General features: G+C 65.3%; 14 protein-coding genes. 6 read left to right on the forward strand and 8 right to left on the reverse strand.

Going from position 1 to position 20,083, the window contains the following annotated elements; genetic code table 11:
- Positions 1 to 118 precede the first annotated feature (118 nt).
- Complete coding sequence (locus OVA12_RS20675; RefSeq protein WP_268140533.1) at positions 119 to 2,119, reverse strand: copper amine oxidase; 2,001 nt, start codon at positions 2,117 to 2,119, stop codon at positions 119 to 121.
- 124 nt (positions 2,120 to 2,243) lie between these two features.
- Positions 2,244 to 2,891 (reverse strand): YitT family protein, encoded by a 648-nt coding sequence (locus OVA12_RS20680; RefSeq protein ID WP_268140534.1) that lies wholly within the window; start codon positions 2,889 to 2,891, stop codon positions 2,244 to 2,246.
- Positions 2,892 to 3,091: 200 nt separating this feature from the next.
- Between OVA12_RS20680 and OVA12_RS20685 the strand changes: the two genes are divergently transcribed.
- The 4 genes from OVA12_RS20685 (at position 3,092) to OVA12_RS20700 (ending at position 11,480) form a co-directional block, all read left to right on the forward strand.
- A complete protein-coding gene (locus OVA12_RS20685; RefSeq protein ID WP_268140535.1) occupies positions 3,092 to 5,827 on the forward strand; it encodes a cation-transporting P-type ATPase in 2,736 nt (911 codons plus the stop codon).
- Between the two features lie 189 nt (positions 5,828 to 6,016).
- Positions 6,017 to 8,110 (forward strand): 3-hydroxyacyl-CoA dehydrogenase NAD-binding domain-containing protein, encoded by a 2,094-nt coding sequence (locus tag OVA12_RS20690; RefSeq protein ID WP_268140536.1) that lies wholly within the window; start codon positions 6,017 to 6,019, stop codon positions 8,108 to 8,110.
- Between the two features lie 161 nt (positions 8,111 to 8,271).
- Positions 8,272 to 9,036 carry an enoyl-ACP reductase FabI gene (fabI, locus tag OVA12_RS20695; protein ID WP_268140537.1) on the forward strand — a complete coding sequence of 255 codons (765 nt, stop codon included), beginning with the start codon at positions 8,272 to 8,274 and terminating at the stop codon, positions 9,034 to 9,036.
- 11 nt (positions 9,037 to 9,047) lie between these two features.
- On the forward strand, positions 9,048 to 11,480 hold the full coding sequence (locus OVA12_RS20700; RefSeq protein WP_268140538.1) for a DUF3141 domain-containing protein: 2,433 nt from the start codon (positions 9,048 to 9,050) through the stop codon (positions 11,478 to 11,480).
- A 357-nt stretch (positions 11,481 to 11,837) separates the two neighbouring features.
- Here the strand turns inward: OVA12_RS20700 and OVA12_RS20705 are convergent, their stop codons facing one another.
- The 3 genes from OVA12_RS20705 to OVA12_RS20715 all read right to left on the reverse strand — a co-directional run bounded on the left by OVA12_RS20705 (position 11,838) and on the right by OVA12_RS20715 (position 14,490).
- Positions 11,838 to 12,605: an ABC transporter permease gene (locus tag OVA12_RS20705; RefSeq protein WP_268140539.1), complete on the reverse strand. Its 768-nt coding sequence runs from the start codon at positions 12,603 to 12,605 to the stop codon at positions 11,838 to 11,840.
- Positions 12,602 to 13,393 (reverse strand): ABC transporter ATP-binding protein, encoded by a 792-nt coding sequence (locus tag OVA12_RS20710; RefSeq protein WP_268140540.1) that lies wholly within the window; start codon positions 13,391 to 13,393, stop codon positions 12,602 to 12,604. Before OVA12_RS20710 ends, OVA12_RS20705 begins: the two co-directional genes overlap by 4 nt.
- An 86-nt stretch (positions 13,394 to 13,479) precedes the next feature.
- On the reverse strand, positions 13,480 to 14,490 hold the full coding sequence (locus tag OVA12_RS20715) for an ABC transporter substrate-binding protein (RefSeq protein WP_268140541.1): 1,011 nt from the start codon (positions 14,488 to 14,490) through the stop codon (positions 13,480 to 13,482).
- Between OVA12_RS20715 and OVA12_RS20720 the strand changes: the two genes are divergently transcribed.
- Positions 14,489 to 14,800 (forward strand): hypothetical protein, encoded by a 312-nt coding sequence (locus OVA12_RS20720; protein ID WP_268140542.1) that lies wholly within the window; start codon positions 14,489 to 14,491, stop codon positions 14,798 to 14,800. The two genes, OVA12_RS20715 and OVA12_RS20720, sit on opposite strands and share 2 nt — an antisense overlap.
- Here OVA12_RS20720 and OVA12_RS20725 read toward each other — a convergent pair.
- From OVA12_RS20725 to OVA12_RS20735, 3 genes are all read right to left on the reverse strand, one after another.
- Positions 14,746 to 16,278 (reverse strand): alkaline phosphatase family protein, encoded by a 1,533-nt coding sequence (locus OVA12_RS20725; RefSeq protein WP_268140543.1) that lies wholly within the window; start codon positions 16,276 to 16,278, stop codon positions 14,746 to 14,748. The genes OVA12_RS20720 and OVA12_RS20725 overlap by 55 nt on opposite strands.
- A gap of 97 nt (positions 16,279 to 16,375) precedes the next feature.
- Positions 16,376 to 17,161: a phosphonoacetaldehyde hydrolase gene (gene phnX, locus OVA12_RS20730; protein WP_268140544.1), complete on the reverse strand. Its 786-nt coding sequence runs from the start codon at positions 17,159 to 17,161 to the stop codon at positions 16,376 to 16,378.
- Entirely contained in the window at positions 17,158 to 18,294 is a 1,137-nt protein-coding gene (locus OVA12_RS20735; protein ID WP_268140545.1) for a TIGR03364 family FAD-dependent oxidoreductase, read from the reverse strand. The genes phnX and OVA12_RS20735 overlap by 4 nt, the downstream gene beginning before the upstream one ends.
- A 490-nt stretch (positions 18,295 to 18,784) precedes the next feature.
- On the opposite strand from OVA12_RS20735, the gene OVA12_RS20740 reads away from it, so the two are divergent.
- On the forward strand, positions 18,785 to 19,888 hold the full coding sequence (locus OVA12_RS20740) for an ABC transporter substrate-binding protein (RefSeq protein WP_268140546.1): 1,104 nt from the start codon (positions 18,785 to 18,787) through the stop codon (positions 19,886 to 19,888).
- The last annotated feature ends 195 nt before the right edge of the window (positions 19,889 to 20,083 follow it).

Genomic DNA, 20,083 nt, shown 5'->3' on the forward strand with positions numbered 1-20,083 from the left:
CCGACCGTACGGTCAGACTATAGGCCCGCAAGGCGCCGCCGATCAATGGCTGAGGGAGGCACGCTCCGGGCCGGTCCCTTGCCTGTGCAGGCGAGGGGCCGGCTGGAGCGTTAGCTCGTCACTTGTCGTACTTGCGCAGGGTCATCGCCGGGTTGGTGGCAAAGAAGTTGTGCGGCATGATGTGCACAGTCTTCCACTCGGTCGACATGACCGGCCAGTTCTCCATCGCCGGGATGTGATGGAAGCCGGCGGTGAACCAGGTGACGATGTCCTGATGCATCAGCGGGCGGTCCTTCTTCACCCATTCGGCCAGCGTGTCCGATCCGTCGCTCTGCATGGCGAACTGGCCGCCGGCATAGCGCTGCAACGGATCGTAGACCGTGTTCCAGACGGAATACTCGATGTAGGCGTTGCGCTTGAACGGGGCATCGTTCTGGTAGTCGAACGGGCCGTAGGCGACATTGCCGTGGTGGATCATCCAGCCGGGCGTGTGGCCGAGGTAGCCTTGCCGCATCGGATTGGAGAGATGGAAGTAGCGCGGCTGCATGGCGCTCAGCTTGTAGCGGGCATCCATCTCGCTGTCGGGCATGGTGTGGCGCACGGTCCACATGGACTTGCGCGGGGCGGCCGGATCAAGCTCCGCCGGGACGATGTCCATGGTGGCGAAGTGGTTCACCGGCTGGTCGATGTCGAAGTCGATGCGGAAGTTGAAATAGTGGTCGTGGTTGGCCGCGACGAGGTTGGGGGCGATCAGCGTGCCCCAGCGGGTGTCCTCGGCCGCCGTCGGGTCCTGCATGCTGCGCGAGGCAACACCCTTGACCGCATCGAGCCCCGTGGCCCCGACCATGATGAAGATCTGGCCGTTCTGCTGCAGCCGGTAATCGATCAGATAGTCGTAGTTGCCGACTTCGGAGGCGGTGCGGACGACCAGCTCCGTCGCCGGCCGGCCTTCGGCGGGAACCGGCGTCTCGGGTGTCTGGGCGAAGACTTCGAAATGGCGCCAGGCCGGATCACCGGTGTCACGCTCGAAGATGCAGATGGCGTTGGGAATGGTCAGCGGCTTGCCGAAGTCGTCCGAGATCGTGGCCGGCAGCATGGTGGCATAGGCCGGACAGTCGACGCCCGGCGTCAGCGGGCTGAGGAACAGGCCGAAGCCGTACTCGCCGGAGTCCATGTAGGTGCGCCAGTACCAGCCCTCGCTCGGGTCCATGTAGGGCACGAAGACTTCCGACAGATGCGCCTGGTAGACCACCGAGCGCCAGGTGCCGGCGTCGTTGACATCAAGATTGGAGACGACGAGGCCGGGGCGCTTGTCGACGCGGAAATTGAAGCGCCAGATGTCCCATTCGACATGGCTACCGTCGAGCTTGAAGTTCGGTCCGCCCGGTTGGGTGAGCACGGCCGGATTGGTCTTCGGGCGCAGCGGCGCGCGTGCGGCGATTTCCTCTTCCGTGTAGCCCCAGGGATCCTGCGGGACCGGAACGACACCGGTGTCGATAACCTTCAGCGCCTCCTTCTTTTGCAGGTCGACGATGGCATAGAGGCCCTCGATCGGCTTGGCATAGAAGTTGGAGCCTTCCGGCAGCTTGTAGCAGGGCACCTTCATCAGCCTTGTGTCGCCGAATTCGGCCTCGAAGAAGTTGCCGACGGTGAGCGGCAGGCAGAACACCTCCTCTGGCTTCAGGTCGCGCTTGGCGAGACCGGCTACCATATCCGGGTGGCTGGTGGCGGCGGCAAGCGCGCCCATGAACTCGTCGAACAGCACCATGGGCTGGCCTCCGAGCGCGCTGGTGCGCTCGACCTTGCCCTCGGTGATGTTGACCACCGCTTCCTGGAAGCCGCTGGCCGAGGTGAACTGGACCGAGGCGCGGCGGGGCAGGGCGGTGCCCGGCGTCCAGGCCAGCACGTCGGCCTTCGCCGGTTCGATCAATTCGATCAAGGGGAACAGGGTCTTGTCGTCGATGGTGCCGGCTGAGCGCAGGATCTCGTTGATCCTGAGATATTCGTCGGCAGTGAGGCCATCCAGCGGATGGGCCAGGGCGGCTGTGCCCAGAAGTGTGCTTATGGCCGCTGTTGCAATGAGGCGTCTCAAGGTCAGGTCCTCTCCGGTCGGAAGCATGTCGAAGCCCAGTTTCTTCACCGCCGGTGGCGGGGTCTGGCTTCCTCATGCTGCGCCCGGGAGAAAGGCTTGTCTTGGTTTTTTGCGCCAGGCTTGGCAAATCGCGCCAGCCTTGGCGAATACGTCAGCGCGGGCGCGCGGTGGCCCCGCCGATCCGGCCCGTGGTCGCCTGATAGCGGCCGGGGCGGTGGTTGAAGGCGAGCACGAGATTGACGAGCACGCCGGTGAGCACGGACCAGGCGAGATTGGCCGGCGCGAGCACCAGGGCGGAGGCCAGAAGGACGCTGAGGTCCAGCGCCATCTGCACGTAGCCCGCGCGCAGGCCGAACCGGTTCTGCAGGAAAAGCACAAGGATGTTGAAGCCGCCGAGCGCCGTGCCATGGCGGAACAGCATCAGGAGCCCGGTGCCGGTGAGACCCCCACCCATGATGGCGGCAAACAGCGGGTGGATCTCGCTGATCACGATCCAGGACGAGATCGCCCGGGCCAGCAGGGACACCATGGCCACGGCTAGCAGGCTGCGCAGGGTGAAGGGCCAGCCGAGCACCTTCGGCGCGAAGACGAAGAAGGGCAGGTTGACGAGGGCAAAGAAGATCCAGAAGCCGGTGCCGGTCACATATTGCAGCAGCAAGGCAACGCCGGCGAGACCGCCCGTCAGCAGCTGGGCCTTCGCGCAGATGAGCATGCCGAAGGCAACGAACAGCGTGCCCATGACGAGGGCGAAGACGTCTTCATGCGAGCCGTGGCGGCTGGCGTCGTTTTGCGTGTTCATGCAAATGCGATCCGGAACAGGGAGATATCAGAAATTCTGATACAGGGCCTCACCTTCAACCGCGTTCAGGGCGAAAAGGAAAGAGCCAAGGCGTCGCATAGGTATTTCTGCAGTGCGCCGCAACATTTGCCTGTCATCGACACGCTGTTAGGGTTGGGACGGCGGCCCGATGGACGGGCAGGCGATGACGCGGAGGCTTCATGACCCTAGCTCCCCACGTGCACCAGGCTCCCTTCACTCCCCATGCCGAAGCGGCGGCGAAAGTTCTGGTGGAACTGGCTTCGCAGGAGGCGGGACTTGCAGCTGGGGAAGCAGAGCGGCGCCTTGCCGAACACGGTGCGAACCTGTTGCCGCAGGCACCGCAGCGGTCTGCCTTCCGGCGGTTCCTGTCGCAGTTCAACAACATCCTGATCCATGTGCTGCTGGCATCCGCCGTGGTGACGGCCGGGCTCGGGCACTTCATCGATTCTGCCGTGATCCTGGCGGTCGTCGTTGTCAACGCGGCCATCGGCTTCCTGCAGGAGGGCAAGGCCGAGCAGGCCATGGCGGCCATCCGCAATCTGCTGGCGCCCAAGGCATCCGTGATGCGCGACGGCATGCGCCAGACCATTGCCAGCGAAAACCTTGTGCCTGGCGACATCGTGCTGCTGGAAGCTGGCGACAAGGTGCCGGCGGATCTGCGGCTGTTGTGGGCGGGACGGCTGCAGATCGACGAGGCGCTGCTGACGGGCGAGTCGCTGCCCGTGGAAAAGGGCATTGCCCCGGTGTCGGTGGACGCCGCGCTCGGCGATCGCAGTTCCATGGCCTACAGCGGCACGATGGTGACACAGGGCACGGCCGGCGGTGTGGTGGTGGCGACCGGCAAGCACTCCGAGATCGGCCGCATCAGCCGGATGCTGTCCTCGGTCGAAACGCTGACGACGCCGCTTGTGGCGCAGATGGACCTGTTCGCACGCTGGCTCACCTTTTTCATCCTGGCGGTGGCCGCGCTCATCCTGGGCTTTGGTTCGCTTGTCCTGAACTACGATTTCACCGAGCTGTTCATGGCTGTTGTCGGCCTGTCGGTTGCGGCGATTCCGGAAGGCTTGCCGGCCGTGCTGACGATCACGCTGGCGGTTGGCGTCAAGGCGATGGCGCGGCGCAATGCCATTGTCCGCCGGTTGCCGGCGATCGAGACGCTGGGCGCCGTTTCGGTCATCTGCACGGACAAGACCGGCACGCTGACGCGCAACGAGATGATGGTGGCGAGTGTGGCCGTGGGCCGCGATGTGTTCAGCCTCGGCGGTGATGGCTACGCCCCGGATGGCGCGATCCATCTCGGCGACCAGAGCCAGCAGGCGCGCGATCACCGGCTGCTGCTGGATCTGGCCGAGGCGGCAGCGCTGTGCAATGACGCGGCGATCCGGCAGGTGAACGGAACCTGGCGCGTGGAAGGCGACCCGATGGAGGGGGCGCTGCTTGCCTTTGCCGGCAAGGCGGGGCTGGCACCGGAGGCCAGTCAGGAGGGTTGGCAGCGGCTGCGCGTGGTGCCGTTCGACGCCCGGCATCGCTACATGGCGACGCTCGATCAGCCTCAGGACAACCAGCCGGTGCTGCATCTGAAGGGCGCGCCCGAGGCCATTCTGGCGCTCTGCAGCCATGAACGGACTGGGGCTGGCGAAAACGTTCCACTGGAGGAAGCCTACTGGCATCAGGTGGCCAATCTGCTGGCCGCACGGGGCGAGCGCGTTCTGGCACTCGCCAGCCGGAGCGGGCTGACGGTGACTGCCGAGCTGGACCAGGCGGATCTGCTGCAAGGGGCGGATCTGATCGGCCTTGTTGGCCTGATCGATCCCCCGAGACCGGAGGCCGTGGCTGCAGTCGCCGAATGCCGGGCGGCGGGCATTTCGGTCAAGATGATCACCGGCGATCATGCCGTCACCGCGTCAGCCATCGGTCGTCAGGTCGGGTTGGAGCATCCGGACCGGGTGCTGACCGGGGCCGATCTGGACCGGATGAGCGAGCCGGAGATTGCCGCTGCCGTGCTGGAGACGGATGTGTTTGCCCGCACGAGCCCGGGGCACAAGCTCGCGCTGGTGAAGGCGCTGCAGGCGTATGGATTGACCGTGGCCATGACCGGCGACGGCGTCAATGATGCACCGGCGCTGAAGCGCGCCGATGCCGGGATTGCCATGGGGCAGAAGGGCAGCGAGGCGACGCGGGAGGCGGCAGAGCTGGTGCTCGCCGACGACAACTTTGCTTCGATTGTCGCTGCGGTGCGCGAGGGGCGCACGGTCTATGACAACATCAAGAAGGTGATTGCCTGGAATCTGCCGACCAGCACGGGCGAGGCCCTGACGATTGTCGTTGCCCTGTTGGCTGGTTTGACCCTGCCGGTGACGGCCGTGCAGGTGCTCTGGGTCAATCTGATCACTGCCGTGACCCTGGGTCTGGCTCTGGCCTTCGAGCCGACCGAAACCGGCACGATGGCCCGGCCACCGCGACCGCGTCACGAGCCGATCATCAATGGCCGGCTGATCTGGCACATCCTGTTCGTGTCCGGCCTGATGCTGGCCGGTGTGTTCGGCATCTTCACCTATGCCATCCGGCAGGGCTACTCGATCGAGCTGGCCCGGACGCTCGCGGTCAACACGCTGGTCGCGATGGAAGTGTTCCACCTGTTCAACGTGCGCAACCTGCATGGCACCTCGCTCACCTGGACGGCGATCCGGGGAACGCGGGTGATCTGGTGGACAATTGCGCTGGTCACGGTCGCCCAGTTCGCGATCACCTATCTGCCGCCGCTGCAGGCGGTGTTCGGCACCGCGTCGGTGCCGTTCCTCGACGGGGTGCTGGTGGTTGGTCTGGGCGTCGCCCTGTTCGTGCTGGTCGAGCTGGAAAAGCAGATCCGCTTTGCCTTGCGTCCTCTGGTTGGCGGGATGGTGCGCAAGGCGTGAACTGGCCTGCGGGGGTACCAGGCCATGGCAGCACTGGAATTGTCCGTCCGGTCGGTCTATGAATTTGTCCTGCAGTCTGGGTCGACGGCAGGTTGACAGGCCAACCGGCTCTCCCTAGCGTGCAGATAATATTTTAAACTTAAACCTTCTCTCGGAGAGTAGCAGGTTTATGGGGGAGTGAAGACGCCGATGACCGAGCCGCAAAGCGCCCACGCCGATGTCGTGACCCTGACACGGGAGGGTGATCTCGCCCTTGTGACGCTGAACAATCCACCCGTGAATGCGCTGAGCACGGCGCTGCGCGCCGGCATTGTCGCAGCGCTCGCCGAAGCTGCTGCCGACCCGGCGGTCAAAGGCATCGTGTTGACGGGGGGCGGACGCGGTTTCTGCGCCGGGGCTGACATCACCGAATTCGGCAAGCCGCCGCGCGAGCCGTTCCTGCCCGATGTCATCGCCGCCATTGAGGCCTGCCCGAAGCCGGTCGTTGCCGCGATCCATGGACCGGCGCTGGGCGGCGGACTGGAAGTGGCGCTGGGCGCCCATGCCCGCGTCGCTGCACCGTCCGCGAAGATGGGCCTGCCGGAGGTGAAGCTCGGCCTGATCCCCGGTGCCGGCGGCACCCAGCGCCTGCCGCGCCTGATCGGTCCGGCGACCGCGGTGAAGCTCATCGTCTCGGGCGAGCCGGTGGGCGGCGCCGAGGCGCTGAAGCTCGGCATCGTCACCGAGGTGGCCGAGGATGTAGTGGCGGCCGCCCGCGCCCTGGCGCAGCAGATGATTGCCTCCGGTGTGGCGCCGGTGGGTCTCTCCAGGGACGAAGCGCGGCTCGAGGCGGCGCGGGCCGGGCGCGACGCGTTCGAGGCAGCAGCAGCCGAGGTGCTGAAGGGCGCGCGCGGGGCGGAAGCCCCGGCGGCTTGCGTCGCCGCTGTGCGCAACAGTCTGGATCTCGACTTCGAGGCGGGCATGAAGGCGGAGCGCGCCGCATTCCTGTCGCTGGTGGCCGGTGACCAGTCGAAGGCGCTGCGTCATGCCTTCTTCGCCGAAAAGGCGGCGGCCAAGATCGACGGCCTGCCGGCTGATGCGGTGGCTCGTCCGGTGCGCTCGGTTGCGGTGATCGGCGCAGGCACCATGGGCGGTGGCATTGCCATGGCCTTTGCCAATGCCGGCTATCCGGTGACCCTGATCGAGACCAGCGCCGAGGCGCTGGCGCGCGGACAGGGCAACATCGACAAGAACTATTCCTCCACCGTCGCGCGCGGCCGGATGAGCGAGGCCGAGAAGGCCGAGCGGATCGCCCGCATCACCGGCTCGCTGGATCTGGCCTCCGTGGCAAATGTCGATCTCATCGTCGAGGCGGTGTTCGAGGACATGGGCGTGAAGAAGACGCTGATGGCCGATCTCGACAGGCTGGCCGGGCCGGACGCGATCCTGGCGACCAACACCTCCTATCTCGACGTGAACGAGATTGCCGCCGCCACCTCCCGTCCCGAGGCGGTGGTCGGCATGCACTTCTTCTCGCCCGCCAACATCATGAAGCTGCTGGAAGTGGTGCGGGCCGAAAAGACGGCGCCGGACGTGCTGCTGGCCGCCGTCGAAGTGGGCCGCAAGCTCGGCAAGATCCCGGTGGTGGTCGGCGTCTGCAACGGCTTCGTCGGCAACCGCATCCTCCGGGCGCAGCGCAACGATCTGGAGGCGCTGCTGGTCGAGGGCGCGAGCCCGGCCGAGGTGGACGCTGCCTGGAGCGGCTTCGGCTTCCCGATGGGGCCCTTCGCTATGCTCGATCTCGCCGGCCTCGACATTTCCTGGCGCGCCCGCAAGGCGCTCGGCCAGACGGCAGAGATCGCCGATCACCTGTGCGAACAGGGCCGCTTCGGCCAAAAGACCGGGCGCGGCTTCTACCGCTACGAGCCGGGCGAGCGCAAGCCGCTGGCCGACAGCGAGGTCGAGGACCTGGCCAAGGCGATTGCCGCGCGCGAGGGCATCACCCGGCGCAGCATCCCGGCTGCGGAGATCGTCGAGCGGCTGCTCTATCCGATGATCAACGAGGGTGCGCGCATCCTGGAAGAGGGCATCGCCCAGCGGCCCGGCGACATCGACGTGATCTGGATCTTCGGCTACGGCTTCCCGGCCTGGCGCGGCGGCCCGATGCACGCGGCCGGCAGCATCGGCCTTGCCAAGATCCGCGACGGCCTGCAGGCCCGCTTCGAGCAGAGCGGCCGGGCGGAGTTCAAGCCGGCGGCGCTGCTGGAACGGCTGGCCGCAGAAGGCGGCAGCTTCGCGGGGTGAAGCACGCGGGCAGTCGCAGAGGGTGCCAGATGGAAACTGAGGCCTCTCCGCTCCCCTCCGGTGAAATGCGCATTATGGCAAACCGTCACAAACCGGTTGCTGCAGTGCAATAGGCTCTCCTATGTTCGGTTCGTCCGTTCCGACACAGGGGAGTGCCAGAGATGTTCGATCTCACCGGTCAGAAAGCGCTGATTGTCGGCGTCGCCAACGACCAGTCCATCGCCTACGGGATTGCCGCGGCGTTGCGCCGCCAGGGCGCGGACTTGGCCATTACCTATCTGAATGAAAAGGCCGAGCCGCATGTGCGGCCGCTGGCCGAAGCGCTGGGCGCCGAGATCATCGCGCCGCTGGACGTGCGCAACGGCGACGAGACCGAAGCGCTGTTTGACGAGATCAGCCGGCGCTGGGGCCGTCTCGATACGCTGGTCCACTCCATCGCCTTCTGCCCGAAGGACGATCTGCATGGCCGGGTGATCGATTGCTCCTCCGAAGGCTTCGGCCTCGCCATGGACATCTCCGTGCATTCCTTCCTGCGCCTCATCCGCAAGTCAGAACCGCTGATGCACGAAGGCGGCACCTGCATGACCGTGTCCTTCTATGGCGCGGAAAAGGTGGTCGAGCACTACAACGTCATGGGCCCGGTGAAGGCCGCGCTGGAAGCGGTGACACGCTATGCGGCCGCCGAACTCGGCCCGAAGCGGATCTCGGTGCATGCGCTGTCGCCCGGACCGCTGAAGACCCGCGCAGCCTCCGGTATCGCCGAGTTTGACGATCTGCTCAACGCGGCGGCCGAGCGCGCGCCGACGCATCTGCTGGCCACCATCGAGGACGTTGGCGCCTATGCCGCCTTCCTCGCCAGCCGTGAGGCCGCCAACGTTACGGGCGGCGTCCATGCCATCGACGGCGGTTACAGCATCATCGGCTGAAGGGAACTCCCATGAGCAACATTTTCGATGCCCTGAACACGCCGAACGGCGATCTGCTGAAGTCCCTGCAGGATGCGACCGCCTGGTCGCCGAGCGAACGGATGAAGGTGTTCACCGCCCAGTTTGCCGAATTCTCGGCGATGAGCGAGATGATGCTGCGCGGCACGTCGCGCCATCTCGACGCGATGGCGCGCACGCACAACGCCCGCACCCGCAAGAGCCTCGACAACCTCACCAAGCTGGCGACAGACCTCACTGCCCGGCAGGCCGAGGGCACACTGGCCGATGACGTGAAGGCCTATGTCACCGATGCCAGCCAGCGCATGGTGCTGACGCTCGACACGCTGCGCCAGCGCGGCGACATCTTCCTGAAGCATGAGGCCGAGGGTTGCCCGCCGGTGCTGATCTATGACCACGAGGTGGTTGTCGACGGCAAGGACCTGCCGCATCCCTGCAACTACATGCTGCTGCGCATCCTGCCGCCGGCTGGCGTGACCATCGATCAGGCCAAACGCCCCTACATCATCATTGATCCGCGCGCCGGCCACGGTGCCGGTATCGGCGGGTTCAAGACCGACAGCCAGGTCGGTGTGGCGCTGAAGGAAGGCTATCCGGTCTATTTCGTCGCCTTCCGCCGCGCGCCGGAAAAAGGCCAGACGCTGGCCGACGTGACGCGGGCCGAAGCCGAATTCGTGCGCGAGGTGACGCGCCGCCATCCGGAAGCCCCGCGTCCGGTGGTGATCGGCAACTGCCAGGGCGGCTGGGCGACCCTGCTGCTGGCGGCCTCCAATCCGGACCTGACCGGCCCGATCGTGCTGAATGGCGCGCCGGTCGACACCTGGTCCGGTCTCGTCGGTGGCCATCCGATGCGCTACAACGCCGGCGTTCTGGGCGGCACGATGATGCCGATGATCCTGGCGGACATCGGGCACGGCGTCTTCGACGGCGCGCATCTTGTCTCCAACTTCGAACTGCTCAACCCGGCGCGCACGCTGTTCCGCAAATACGTCGACCTTTACGCCCAGGTGGACACGGAAGCCCCGCGCTTCCTCGAGTTCGAGACCTGGTGGGGCGGCTATTTCCTGCTGAACGAGGCCGAGATCCGCTGGATCGTCGAACAGCTCTTCGTCGGCAACCGGCTGGCGCGCAACGAGGCGCGGATCGAGCCGGGCCGCAATGTGGACCTGAAGGCAATCCGCGCGCCGATCATCGTGTTCGCCAGCCATGGCGACAACATCACCCCGCCGCAGCAGGCGCTGAACTGGATCACGGACACCTACGCGGACGTCAGTGAGATCCAGATCCGCGGCCAGCGCATTCTCTACATGGTGCATGACCAGGTCGGGCATCTCGGCATCTTCGTGTCTTCGTCGATTGCCAAGAAAGAGCACAGCGAGATGGCCTCGACGATGAAAACCATCGAGGCGCTGGCTCCCGGTCTCTACGAGATGAAGATCGACGATTATTCCGGCGAGGTGATGAACCGCACCTTCACCGTCTCGTTCCACGAGCGGACGCTGGATGATATTCTGGCGCTGGATGATGGCCGTGATGACGAGACGCCATTTGCGGCCGTCGCCCGCTGGTCGGAGCAGCAGGCCGAGGTCTATGACACGGCGATCCGTCCCTTCGTGCAGGCCGGCGTGACCGAAGCCAGCGCGGAAGCCGGCCGCGTGCTGCATCCGCTGCGGCTGCAGCGCGCCGCCTTCTCCAGCCGCAATCCGCTGGTGCAGCCGCTGCAGCAGATGGCCGAGAAGGTGAAGGCGGAACGCGCGCCGGCACCGGCCAGCAATCCGCTGATCGAGCTGGAGCGGCTGAGCGCCGACCTGATCGAACAGTCCATCGACATGGTCCGCGACCTGCGCGACACCTGGTACGAGATGGCCTTCTTCGGCATCTGGGGCACCCCCTGGGCGCGCTGGTATGGCCGCGGCCACGTGCGTCCGCGCACGCTCAAGCGCACGGATGAACTCAGGGCCTTGCCGGTTGTGCAATCGGCCCTGCGCCGCGTGGAGGAAGGCGGCTTCGTCGAGGCGGTCATCCGCATGCTGGTGCTGCTGGCGGAATCGCGCGGCAATGTGCGCCGCGACCGTCTGGAACGCTCGGCCCATGTGCTGACCGAGGACGAGCCGTTCCGTTCGCTCAGCGCCGAGGAGCGCGCGATCATCATCCACGAACAGACGCTGATCGTGGAATTCGACCGCAACGGCGCTCTGGCAGCCTTGCCCAAGTTGCTGAAGACCCGCAAGGAACGCGATCTGGCCGCACGCGTGGTGCAGTATGTCCCTGGCGCCATTGATGAAATGGCCCCGCATACGCTGGACATGCTGCAAAAGTTCCACGACATCCTCGACCTGCCGCCGATTTCCGGCGACGTGACCGAGGATCCGCTGGAGAAGAAGGCGATCAGCGGTCCGGCCGAGGTGATGGTGGCGGCGAAGTAAGGTCGCGCGGCGGGGGGCTGCCGGCCCTGGTTGGACGGGGCTGTCGTCCCTGAAATCCGACATCGGTTCGATGTGAAGGACTGGGCTCAGACAGTTCAACCTTGTCGCAGACTCTCCGCTCCCCTCCCCCTCGTGGGGAGGGGCTTGGGGGTGGGGGGAACCGACGTAAACCCAAGTTATAGACGTTCCTGACAAGGCGCAGTTCGGATGCCTTGTGATCTAACGGCCTCCCGTGCCCCCCACCCCTTACCCCTCCCCACGAGGGGGAGGGGGGCTGCGAGGCCTCAACACCGTCTGACCGCTCATGAGGATTGCACGGCCGCAAGGGGCTTGCCTCAGTTCTGGACTGAGGCGGTCTTACGCCCGGTTCTGGCCGGAGCGGTGGGCCCAGCCGGTCATGCGCATTTCCAGGAGTGCCATCAGCGCGTACATGACGATGCCGAGGACCGCGAGGGCAACGAGGCCGGCCCAGACCAGCGGCACGTTGAACTGCGACTGTGCCGCCAGCATCATGTGACCGAGGCCGGAGTTGGCGGCAACGTTCTCGGAGATCACCGAGCCGACAAAGGCAAGCGTGATGGCGATCTTCAGCGAGCCGAAGAAATAGGGCATCGAGCGGGGAATGCCGACCTTGAGCATGATGTCGAGCTTCCTGGCCCCCAGCGCCCGCAGCACGTCCTCCATTTCCGGCTCGATGGTGGCAAGGCCGGTGGCCACGTTGACGACGATGGGGAAGAAGGCGATCAGGAAAGCGGTAAGCACGGCGGGAATGGTGCCAATGCCGAACCAGATGACGAGGATCGGCACCACGGCCACCTTCGGGACCGAGTTGAAGCCAATCATCAGCGGATAGAGCCCGGCGTAGATGGCGCGGCTCCAGCCGACGGCCAGACCCAGCAGCAGGCCGCCGACGACCGCTATGGCAAAGCCGAGGACGGTGGTGAAAAGCGTCTGCAGGGCGTTCTTCCAGATCGCCGGCCAATATTGGTAGATCGCAACGGCGATATCGGACGGGGCCGGCAGGATGTAGACCGGCAGCTTGAGGGCGGCGACGGCCAACTCCCAGACCGCGAAGAGGCCGATGGTCCACAGGAACGGGGCAGCCTTGATCCAGCGGTCATTCATGCGGCAGCCCTCGCTTCGGCAATGTATCCGCGCAGCTCGTGCACGATGTCGTTGAAGCCCGCTTCATAGGTCAGGTCGATCGGGCGCGGACGGGGGAAGTCGATGTGCCGTTCCATGATCACCTTGCCGGGCCGGGCGCTCATGACGAAGATGCGGTCGGCGAGATAGACGGCTTCGCGCAGGTCATGGGTGACGAGGATGGTGGTGAAGCCCTTCTCCGCATGCAGATCCCGCATGACTTGCCACAGTTCCTCGCGGGTGAAGGCATCGAGCGCGCCGAAGGGCTCGTCCAGCATCAGGAGGGCCGGGTCATGCACCAGGGCGCGGCAGAGATTGGCGCGCTGCTGCATGCCGCCGGAGAGCTGCCAGGGAAACTTCTGACCGAAGCCCTTGAGCCCGACCAGGGCGAGAAGGTCTTCCGCCTTCTTCAGATAGGCCGCGCGCTCGCGCTTCAGACGGCTGCGATGCGGCTGAACGATCTCAAGCGGCAGCATGACGTTGTCGAGCGTCGTGCGCCAGGGCAGCATGGAGGGGTTCTGGAACGCCATGCCGGCGATCGACACCGGGCCGGCCACTTCCTTGCCCGCCACCTCGACCGTGCCGGCCTGGGGGCGCATCAGCCCTGTCGCCAGCTTCATCAGGGTGGACTTGCCACAGCCGGACGGGCCGACCACGGCAGCAAATTCGCCCTTGTTGACGGCCATCGTCAGGCCATCGAGGGCGAGGGTTCCGTCAGCCGTGCCGCCATAGGTAAGCCGCACGCCGCGCAAATCGACAAATCCGGTCACTGCCCCTCCGGTCGGATCTTCTTGAACTCAAAAAGCCCCTCCCGGCGCCCTTCGGCACTCCGGGAGGGTAGGAAGTCATGAACCGGTTACTTAACGGCGCGCTCGGCGGCCGGCGGCAGATAGGCCGGATCGAACACCTTCTCGGCGGCTGGCGGCGTGGCGCTGACACCCATCGAGGTCTGGAGGTATTCCATCGACTTGGAGAGCTTGGCCATGTCGACGCCGCCGAAGCCGTTGGCCTTCACCGCTGGGGTGGCGATGGACTGGGCGACCGCCATCTTGAGGCGTTCGATCTCGACGGCCTCGTTCAACACCTCGTTGCGCTTCATCACATGCGGGACGGCGGCTACCGGATCGGCAATCGCGTCGAGATAGCCCTTGGTGAGCGCCTTGACGAAGCCCTTGACGGCCTCCGGGTTGGCGGCGGCGAAGTCGGTATTGACCATGACGACGTTGCCGTAGAGGTCGAGACCCTTCTCGGCCATCATGATCAACGCGATGTCATCCTCCGGCACTCCCTGTGCCTTGAGGTTGATCACCGAGGAGAAGGAGAAGCCGAAGATCGCATCGACCTGGCCCTGGGCGAGCATCGGCTCGCGCACGGGGAAGCCGACGTTTTCGATGGTGATCTTCGAGGTGTCGAGACCGGCGACCTTGGCAAAGGCCGGCCACTGGCCGAAGGCGGCATCCGGGGGAGGCGCGCCGAGCTTCTTGCCTTCCAGCGACTTCGGATCGTCGGTGATGCCAAGGCTCTTGCGCCCGATGACGGCGATCGGCGGCCGCTCATAGGCCATCATCACCGCCTTGACCTTGAGGTCGGGCTGCTTGTCCATCAGCTGGATCAGCGAATTGATGTCGCCGAAGCCCATCTGGTAGGCGCCGGTTGCCACGCGCGGGATCGACTCGCGCGAGCCGGCGCCGGTGTCGATGGTCACCTCCAGCCCTTCGGCTGCAAAGTAGCCCTTGTCGAGCGCGATGAAGAACGGGGCAGCAGGGCCCTCGAACTTCCAGTCGAGTGTGAACTTGATTTCAGTGGCAGCAAAGGCCGATGACGCCGAAAGCGCCAGGCCCATCGCCAGTCCAAAAAGACGCCGCATGCTGTTCCCCTCTGGTTTTTATGAGGTTTCACAGCAGAGTGACGCTGATCTGCACAACCGGCAAGCAGGAAAAATTGCTGCGCAATTATTGTGCAGTGCACTGCATGCGTTGCACACAGCGCGCCAAAAGATAAAAGAAACCAAGGCGTTGGAGGAACGGCGCCAAGCAGTTCTGGTCGAAACGGGGTGGCTTGCCGACGATCGCGCCCCTGCGGGGCGCGAAAAATTCGTGCAGGGCAGGGGCTGGGAACCGGATCAATCGTCGCTGAAGGGCCGTGAGACAGGTCCCGATGCGGTCAGTTCGGTGTAGGCGAGCGTCTGGTCGAGGTGCTGCGTGCGCCAGTCCAGCAGGCGCTCGGCGCAGGCCAGCCGAACGGCCTGCCAGGCAGGGTCTTCCGCAAAGTTCCTGAGTTCGCCCGGGTCATTGACCATGTCGAACAGCAGAGGTGGCAAACCACCAGCGAAATGGACGTACTTGAACTGATCATCGCGCAGGACTGCCAGCGACAGCGCACGCGACGGCAGGCCAAAATGGGTCTCCTGCCGGCCGGACTTGATATCACGGAAGTCGAACTCCCACACGACCGCATCACGCCAGCGCGCTGGCGCGCGCGCCTCAAGGAAGGGGCGCAGGGACTGGCCGTCAGGGCCGGTCTGCGGGGTCACGCCGAGATAATCAGCCAGCGTCGGGAAGATGTCACAGGCGCTGGTAAAGGCGGTCACGGTCTCACCCCGTGCCCCGTCGGCACCGGGCAGCTTGACCACCAGCGGGATATGATAGCTCTGGTCGTAGAAGCCGCCCTTGCCGAAGCCCCAGTGGTCACCCATCAGCTCGGCATGGTCGGAGGTGAAGATGATCAGCGTGTTGTCAAAGCTGCCTGCAGCCTTCAGCCCGTCGAACAGACGGCCAAGCTGGGCATCCACCTCGCTGATCATGCCGTGATAGATGGCGCGGATGAGACCGTGATCCTCCGCCGACCACTGCTCGGTGCCGCCGCTCGCACCGGCGAGGAAATGTCCGGCCCCGACGCGGGCAAGTTCAGCGGCAACATAAGGATGGACATCTGCCTGTTCCGCACGGGTGCCGGGCCGCAGGAAGCCATCAGTGCGCGCCTCGTACATGGTGTTGTAGGGGGCCGGCACCACGAAGGGCGGGTGCGGGCGCAGGAACGAAATATGGGCAAACCACGGCCGCTCGCCCTCACGCTCCGACAGCCAGCGCAGGAACTCTCCCGTGAGGAAGGCGGTCTGGGTCTCGTCGGCGCTATAGACGGGGGCATCGCGGGTGACGGTGCCCGGCGCATGGCCGACCGGGACATGGATCGTCGACGGATCGTCAATCCGGTGGCCGCGCTCGCGCAGCCAGGACAGCCAGGCCTTCTCGTGCTCGGGCAGCAGCACGCGGGTCGTGAAGCCCGGCAGCACCCCCTCATAAGTGGTCAGGTCGGGATCTTGGCTGTCCCGGGTACGCGGATCGGGTGAGACGTCGGTGTAGCCGAACAGGGTCGGGTCATAGCCGGCGCGGCGGGCGAGCCGGGCAATGTTGTCGAGCCGATCGTCCATCGGGGTGCCATTGCGGGTCACCCGGTTGTTCATCTGGGCAAGGCCGGTGTAGAGGCACGCACGCGCCGGCGAACAGGGGGCAGCGCCGGCGAAATGCTGGCGGAACAGCACGCCCTCGCGGGCAAGGGCATCCACGTTCGGCGTCTTGACTTCACCGTGACCGGCACAACCAAGGGCCGCGCCGCGCCACTGGTCGGCGGTGATCAGGAGAACATTCGGCTTCATTTCCGTCCCTTTGTGCCAGGGCGCGATGCGGCTGCATCACGCCCTGAAGTTCCTCGAAGGGCCGGTCGTGCTGGTTGGCCGTGACTGCGCCTAAAGGTTACATGCCGGCTTCGAGACGTTCGATCAAGGCCGGAAGATCGGCCACCGTGTCAATGAGATAATCGGCACCGGCGGCCTTGAGACGCGCCCCGGCCTCGGCCCGGATGGCATCGATCTCGGCCGGCGAAAGCGCCGCCAGTTCTTCCGGCGTGCGGCCGGCGATGTTGCCCGACAGGGTGACTCCGACGGTAAGGCAGCCCGCCGCAACGCCTTCGCCGATGCCCGGCTCGGTGTCGTCGACCTTGATCACGGCCGCGGCCGGATGCACGCCGAGATCAATGAAGCACTGGTACATGCCGAGCGGGCTCGGGCGGCCTTCCTTGACCTCGTCAGCGCAGATGAGATTGTCCGGCGCATAGCCCTGGGCGGCGGCGACCGGCAGCACCCGGTTCATGATCGAGCGGGTGTAGCCGGTGGTGGAGCCGATCTTCAGGCCGCGTGCGCGCAGGCTGTCGATGGCCTCCCTCGCGCCGGGGACCAGCGTGGCGAACTCGGCCACGACTTCCTCGTTCATCGGCACGAAGACTTCGTAGACCCGGTCGACGTCGGCGTCGGTCGGGTAGGCCCCATGCGTGGCCTTCCAGCGCTCGGCGAGGGCGGGAGCCGTCATCATTGACTTGATGTGATCCCACTTGGCCATGCCCATCGGTGCGCGGGCCTCGGCAATGGTCGCCTCGACGCCGAAGCGGGCGAAGGCCTTGACGAAGACGCCCATCGGGGCGAAGGAGCCGAAGTCGATGACGGTGCCGGCCCAGTCGAACACGACTGCCTTGAACTTGCTCATGCGGTGATTTCCTGTCCGAAAAGGGAAGCGATGGTTTCCTCGCCGATGGCGAAGGCAGTAGAGGCGCCGCAGCCGGCGGTGACGACGACGATGCGGGTGGCGTCATCCGGCGCGTCCGTAAAGCGCCAGCGGTCATCGGCGCTCGCATAGGTGCCGATCCAGTGTTCCTGGATGGTACGGCCGGGCAAATCCAGCACCTGGTCCATCTCGTCGAGGATCAGGTCGCGGACGTCGACGGGGGCGAAGGGATCGGGTGTCGGCGCGTAGTGGTGGCTGTCGCCGACCACAAGCGAGCCATCGGCGGACTGCACCACGATCAGATGCACGCCATTGGCGCGATGCGCCGACTGTTCAGCGTCGAGCCGCGCCTTGAGGGCGGCGGCCTCCGGCAGGTCGGCATAGCCCTTGTAGCGGGCGAGACCGAGATCGGACATGACCGGGGTCTGGAGGGCGACGGGCCGTGCCGGCGCGACGCGCAGCATCTGCAGCTTGCAGCGAACCGGCTGGTATGTGCTGATCCGGTCCTGATAGAGCGACGTGAAATCATCTCCCGGACAGACAATGACCGTCTCGGCCGAGATCGGACCGCGCGACGTCTCCAGACTTGGGGTGTCGATGCCGGTGACAGCGGTCGACCAGAGGAAGGTCACGCCATGAACCTCGGCAAGCCAAGCGGCGAGCCGGGGCAGGGCTTCGCGGCTCTCGACCCTGAGTTCATGCGGCGAATACAGCGCGCCGGTGATCTGGTCACGGCGCAGCGCCGGAACAAGGCCTGCGGCTTCGTCCAGCGTGAGACGTCGGCAGCCGGCTGCCATGTCGGTCGCCAGGAAGGCGTCGATCACCGCTTCGGCTTCAGGCCGGCGTGCGGTCATCACCATGCCCCGCTGCAGCACCGGGATGCGGGCCGCCTCGGCCACCTCGGCCCAGATGTCGCGCGCGCGGCGCGCCAGCGTCCAGCAGTCGCCCGCTTCCTGGCCAGAGACGGTCACAAAGCCGAAATTTCGAATCGAGGCTCCGTTGGCCTGGGCATCGCGATCAATCACGACGACGGATTTGCCCCGGCGAACGGCGGCCAGCGCGTGGCCGAGGCCAACGATTCCACCGCCTACAATGGCAACATCATATTGAGTCAAGGGGTGTCCTTACGGGAGGGTAACCTGTCACACTTCGCTGTCACAATTGCAGCGCATAATGTCTATGCGTGACGCAGGTTGACGTTATTATGACGTTTATCCGATGGTATTTTTCAGGAAGGCGAGCCTTCATCAAACTGTCATAAAAAAGAAACCGAAGTGTCATCGGTGTCGGGTAATGGCGCAGGTCAGGGACTGGCCGGGGTCATGCCCGCGAGCGCTTCCAGGGGATTTGAGGTGTCAATCATGTGCTTCACTTGCCATGCGCGCCGAGGGCCGTCTCCGCAGCCCGGACTGGTCAGGACCGCTGGTTCGGCAGCCTAACGCCGATCGTGGTTCAGGGCCAAGAGCCGTCAAGGGATCCGGATCGCCCGGCTGGCCAGAAGTGGCTGCCGAAATTCCGGGAGGCCGTGCTGCTGCTCAAACGGCGGCATGTGGGAATTTTACCAGGAACCGATCCTTTCTGTATCGGGTAACTCAGGAGAAGTGCATGAGCATCAAGACGATTCTGGCGGCGACCACGAGTCTCGCTGTCCTGTTCAGCGCCACCGCCGCTTCCGCTCAGTCGATGGAAGAAATCATCGAAGGCGCCAAGAAGGAAGGCATGCTCACCACCATCGCCCTGCCGCATGACTGGTGCGGCTACGGCGGCATCATCGAGTCCTTCAAGAAGAAGTACCCGTTCCTGACCGTGAACGAACTGAACCCGGATGCAGGTTCGGCGGATGAACTCGAAGCCGTGCGCGCCAACAAGGGCAACTCGGGCCCGCAGGCACCGGATGTGGTGGACGTGGGTCTCTCCTTCGGTCCGCAGGCCAAGGGCGAAGGCCTGATCCAGCCGTACAAGGTGTCTGTTTGGGATCAGATCCCTGATGGCGTCAAGGATGCCGAAGGCTATTACTACGGTGCCTACTACGGCGTGATGTCCTTCGTTTCCAACAAGGATCTGGTGCAGAACCCGCCGAAGGAGTGGGAAGACCTGCTGAAGCCGGAATACGCTGGCCAGGTCGCCCTTGCCGGTGACCCGCGCGCTTCCAACCAGGCGATCCTCGGCATCCTGTCCGCTGGCATGGCCCGCGGCGGCAAGGCTGGCACCGAGTCTGGCTATGCTGGCCTGCAGTTCTTCAAGGAACTGAACGACAAGGGCAACTTCGTCCCGGTCATCGCCAAGGCTGGCACGCTCGCTCAGGGCACCACCCCGATCATGGTGATGTGGGACTACAACGCCCTGTCCGCTCGCGACAGCCTGAAGGGCAACCCGCCGGTGGAAGTGACCGTGCCGACCAAGGGCACCCTGGCTGGCGTCTACGTCCAGGCCATCAGCGCCTACGCACCGCATCCGAACGCTGCCAAGCTCTGGATGGAGCACATCTTCTCTGACGAAGGCCAGAACGGCTACGTCAAGGGCTATTGCCACACCGCGCGCTTCAACAAGATGGTCGCCGATGGCAAGATCCCGGACGAGCTGCTGAAGGCTCTGCCGCCGGCCGGCCCGTACGAGAAGGCTTACTTCCCGACGATCGAAGAGCAGAACGCCAACAAGGAAGCCGTTGTTTCCGGTTGGGACAAGGTTGTCGGCGCGAACGTCAAGTAAGCGTCTGAACCGTGAGAAGGGCCGGGGCACTCCCCCGGCTCTTCTTGCCCGGCTCGCGGGCACAGTCCGCCCGCAACAAGATCTGCGTCCGGCCGTTGCCGGAGGCAAAACAGAAGCCGTTCCAGCGGCCACAAGACAAGACCGGGCGGCCATCCAGGGGCGGATGTGACCGTGACCGGCCACCGGACGAGAGGG

It is taken from the genome of Pannonibacter sp. SL95 (assembly GCF_026672425.1).
In the GTDB taxonomy this organism is placed as follows: Bacteria; Pseudomonadota; Alphaproteobacteria; order Rhizobiales; family Stappiaceae; genus Pannonibacter.

What these genes read in the sequence shown, in the direction of transcription:
- OVA12_RS20700 (WP_268140538.1), top strand. Translation starts at nt 9,048, where the DNA reads ATGAGCAACATTTTCGATGCCCTGAACACGCCGAACGGCGATCTGCTG.
- phnX (WP_268140544.1), bottom strand. Translation starts at nt 17,161, where the DNA reads ATGAGCAAGTTCAAGGCAGTCGTGTTCGACTGGGCCGGCACCGTCATC.
- OVA12_RS20725 (WP_268140543.1), bottom strand. Translation starts at nt 16,278, where the DNA reads ATGAAGCCGAATGTTCTCCTGATCACCGCCGACCAGTGGCGCGGCGCG.
- fabI (WP_268140537.1), top strand. Translation starts at nt 8,272, where the DNA reads ATGTTCGATCTCACCGGTCAGAAAGCGCTGATTGTCGGCGTCGCCAAC.
- OVA12_RS20715 (WP_268140541.1), bottom strand. Translation starts at nt 14,490, where the DNA reads ATGCGGCGTCTTTTTGGACTGGCGATGGGCCTGGCGCTTTCGGCGTCA.
- OVA12_RS20720 (WP_268140542.1), top strand. Translation starts at nt 14,489, where the DNA reads ATGCTGTTCCCCTCTGGTTTTTATGAGGTTTCACAGCAGAGTGACGCT.
- OVA12_RS20705 (WP_268140539.1), bottom strand. Translation starts at nt 12,605, where the DNA reads ATGAATGACCGCTGGATCAAGGCTGCCCCGTTCCTGTGGACCATCGGC.
- OVA12_RS20690 (WP_268140536.1), top strand. Translation starts at nt 6,017, where the DNA reads ATGACCGAGCCGCAAAGCGCCCACGCCGATGTCGTGACCCTGACACGG.
- OVA12_RS20685 (WP_268140535.1), top strand. Translation starts at nt 3,092, where the DNA reads ATGACCCTAGCTCCCCACGTGCACCAGGCTCCCTTCACTCCCCATGCC.
- OVA12_RS20740 (WP_268140546.1), top strand. Translation starts at nt 18,785, where the DNA reads ATGAGCATCAAGACGATTCTGGCGGCGACCACGAGTCTCGCTGTCCTG.
- OVA12_RS20680 (WP_268140534.1), bottom strand. Translation starts at nt 2,891, where the DNA reads ATGAACACGCAAAACGACGCCAGCCGCCACGGCTCGCATGAAGACGTC.
- OVA12_RS20675 (WP_268140533.1), bottom strand. Translation starts at nt 2,119, where the DNA reads ATGCTTCCGACCGGAGAGGACCTGACCTTGAGACGCCTCATTGCAACA.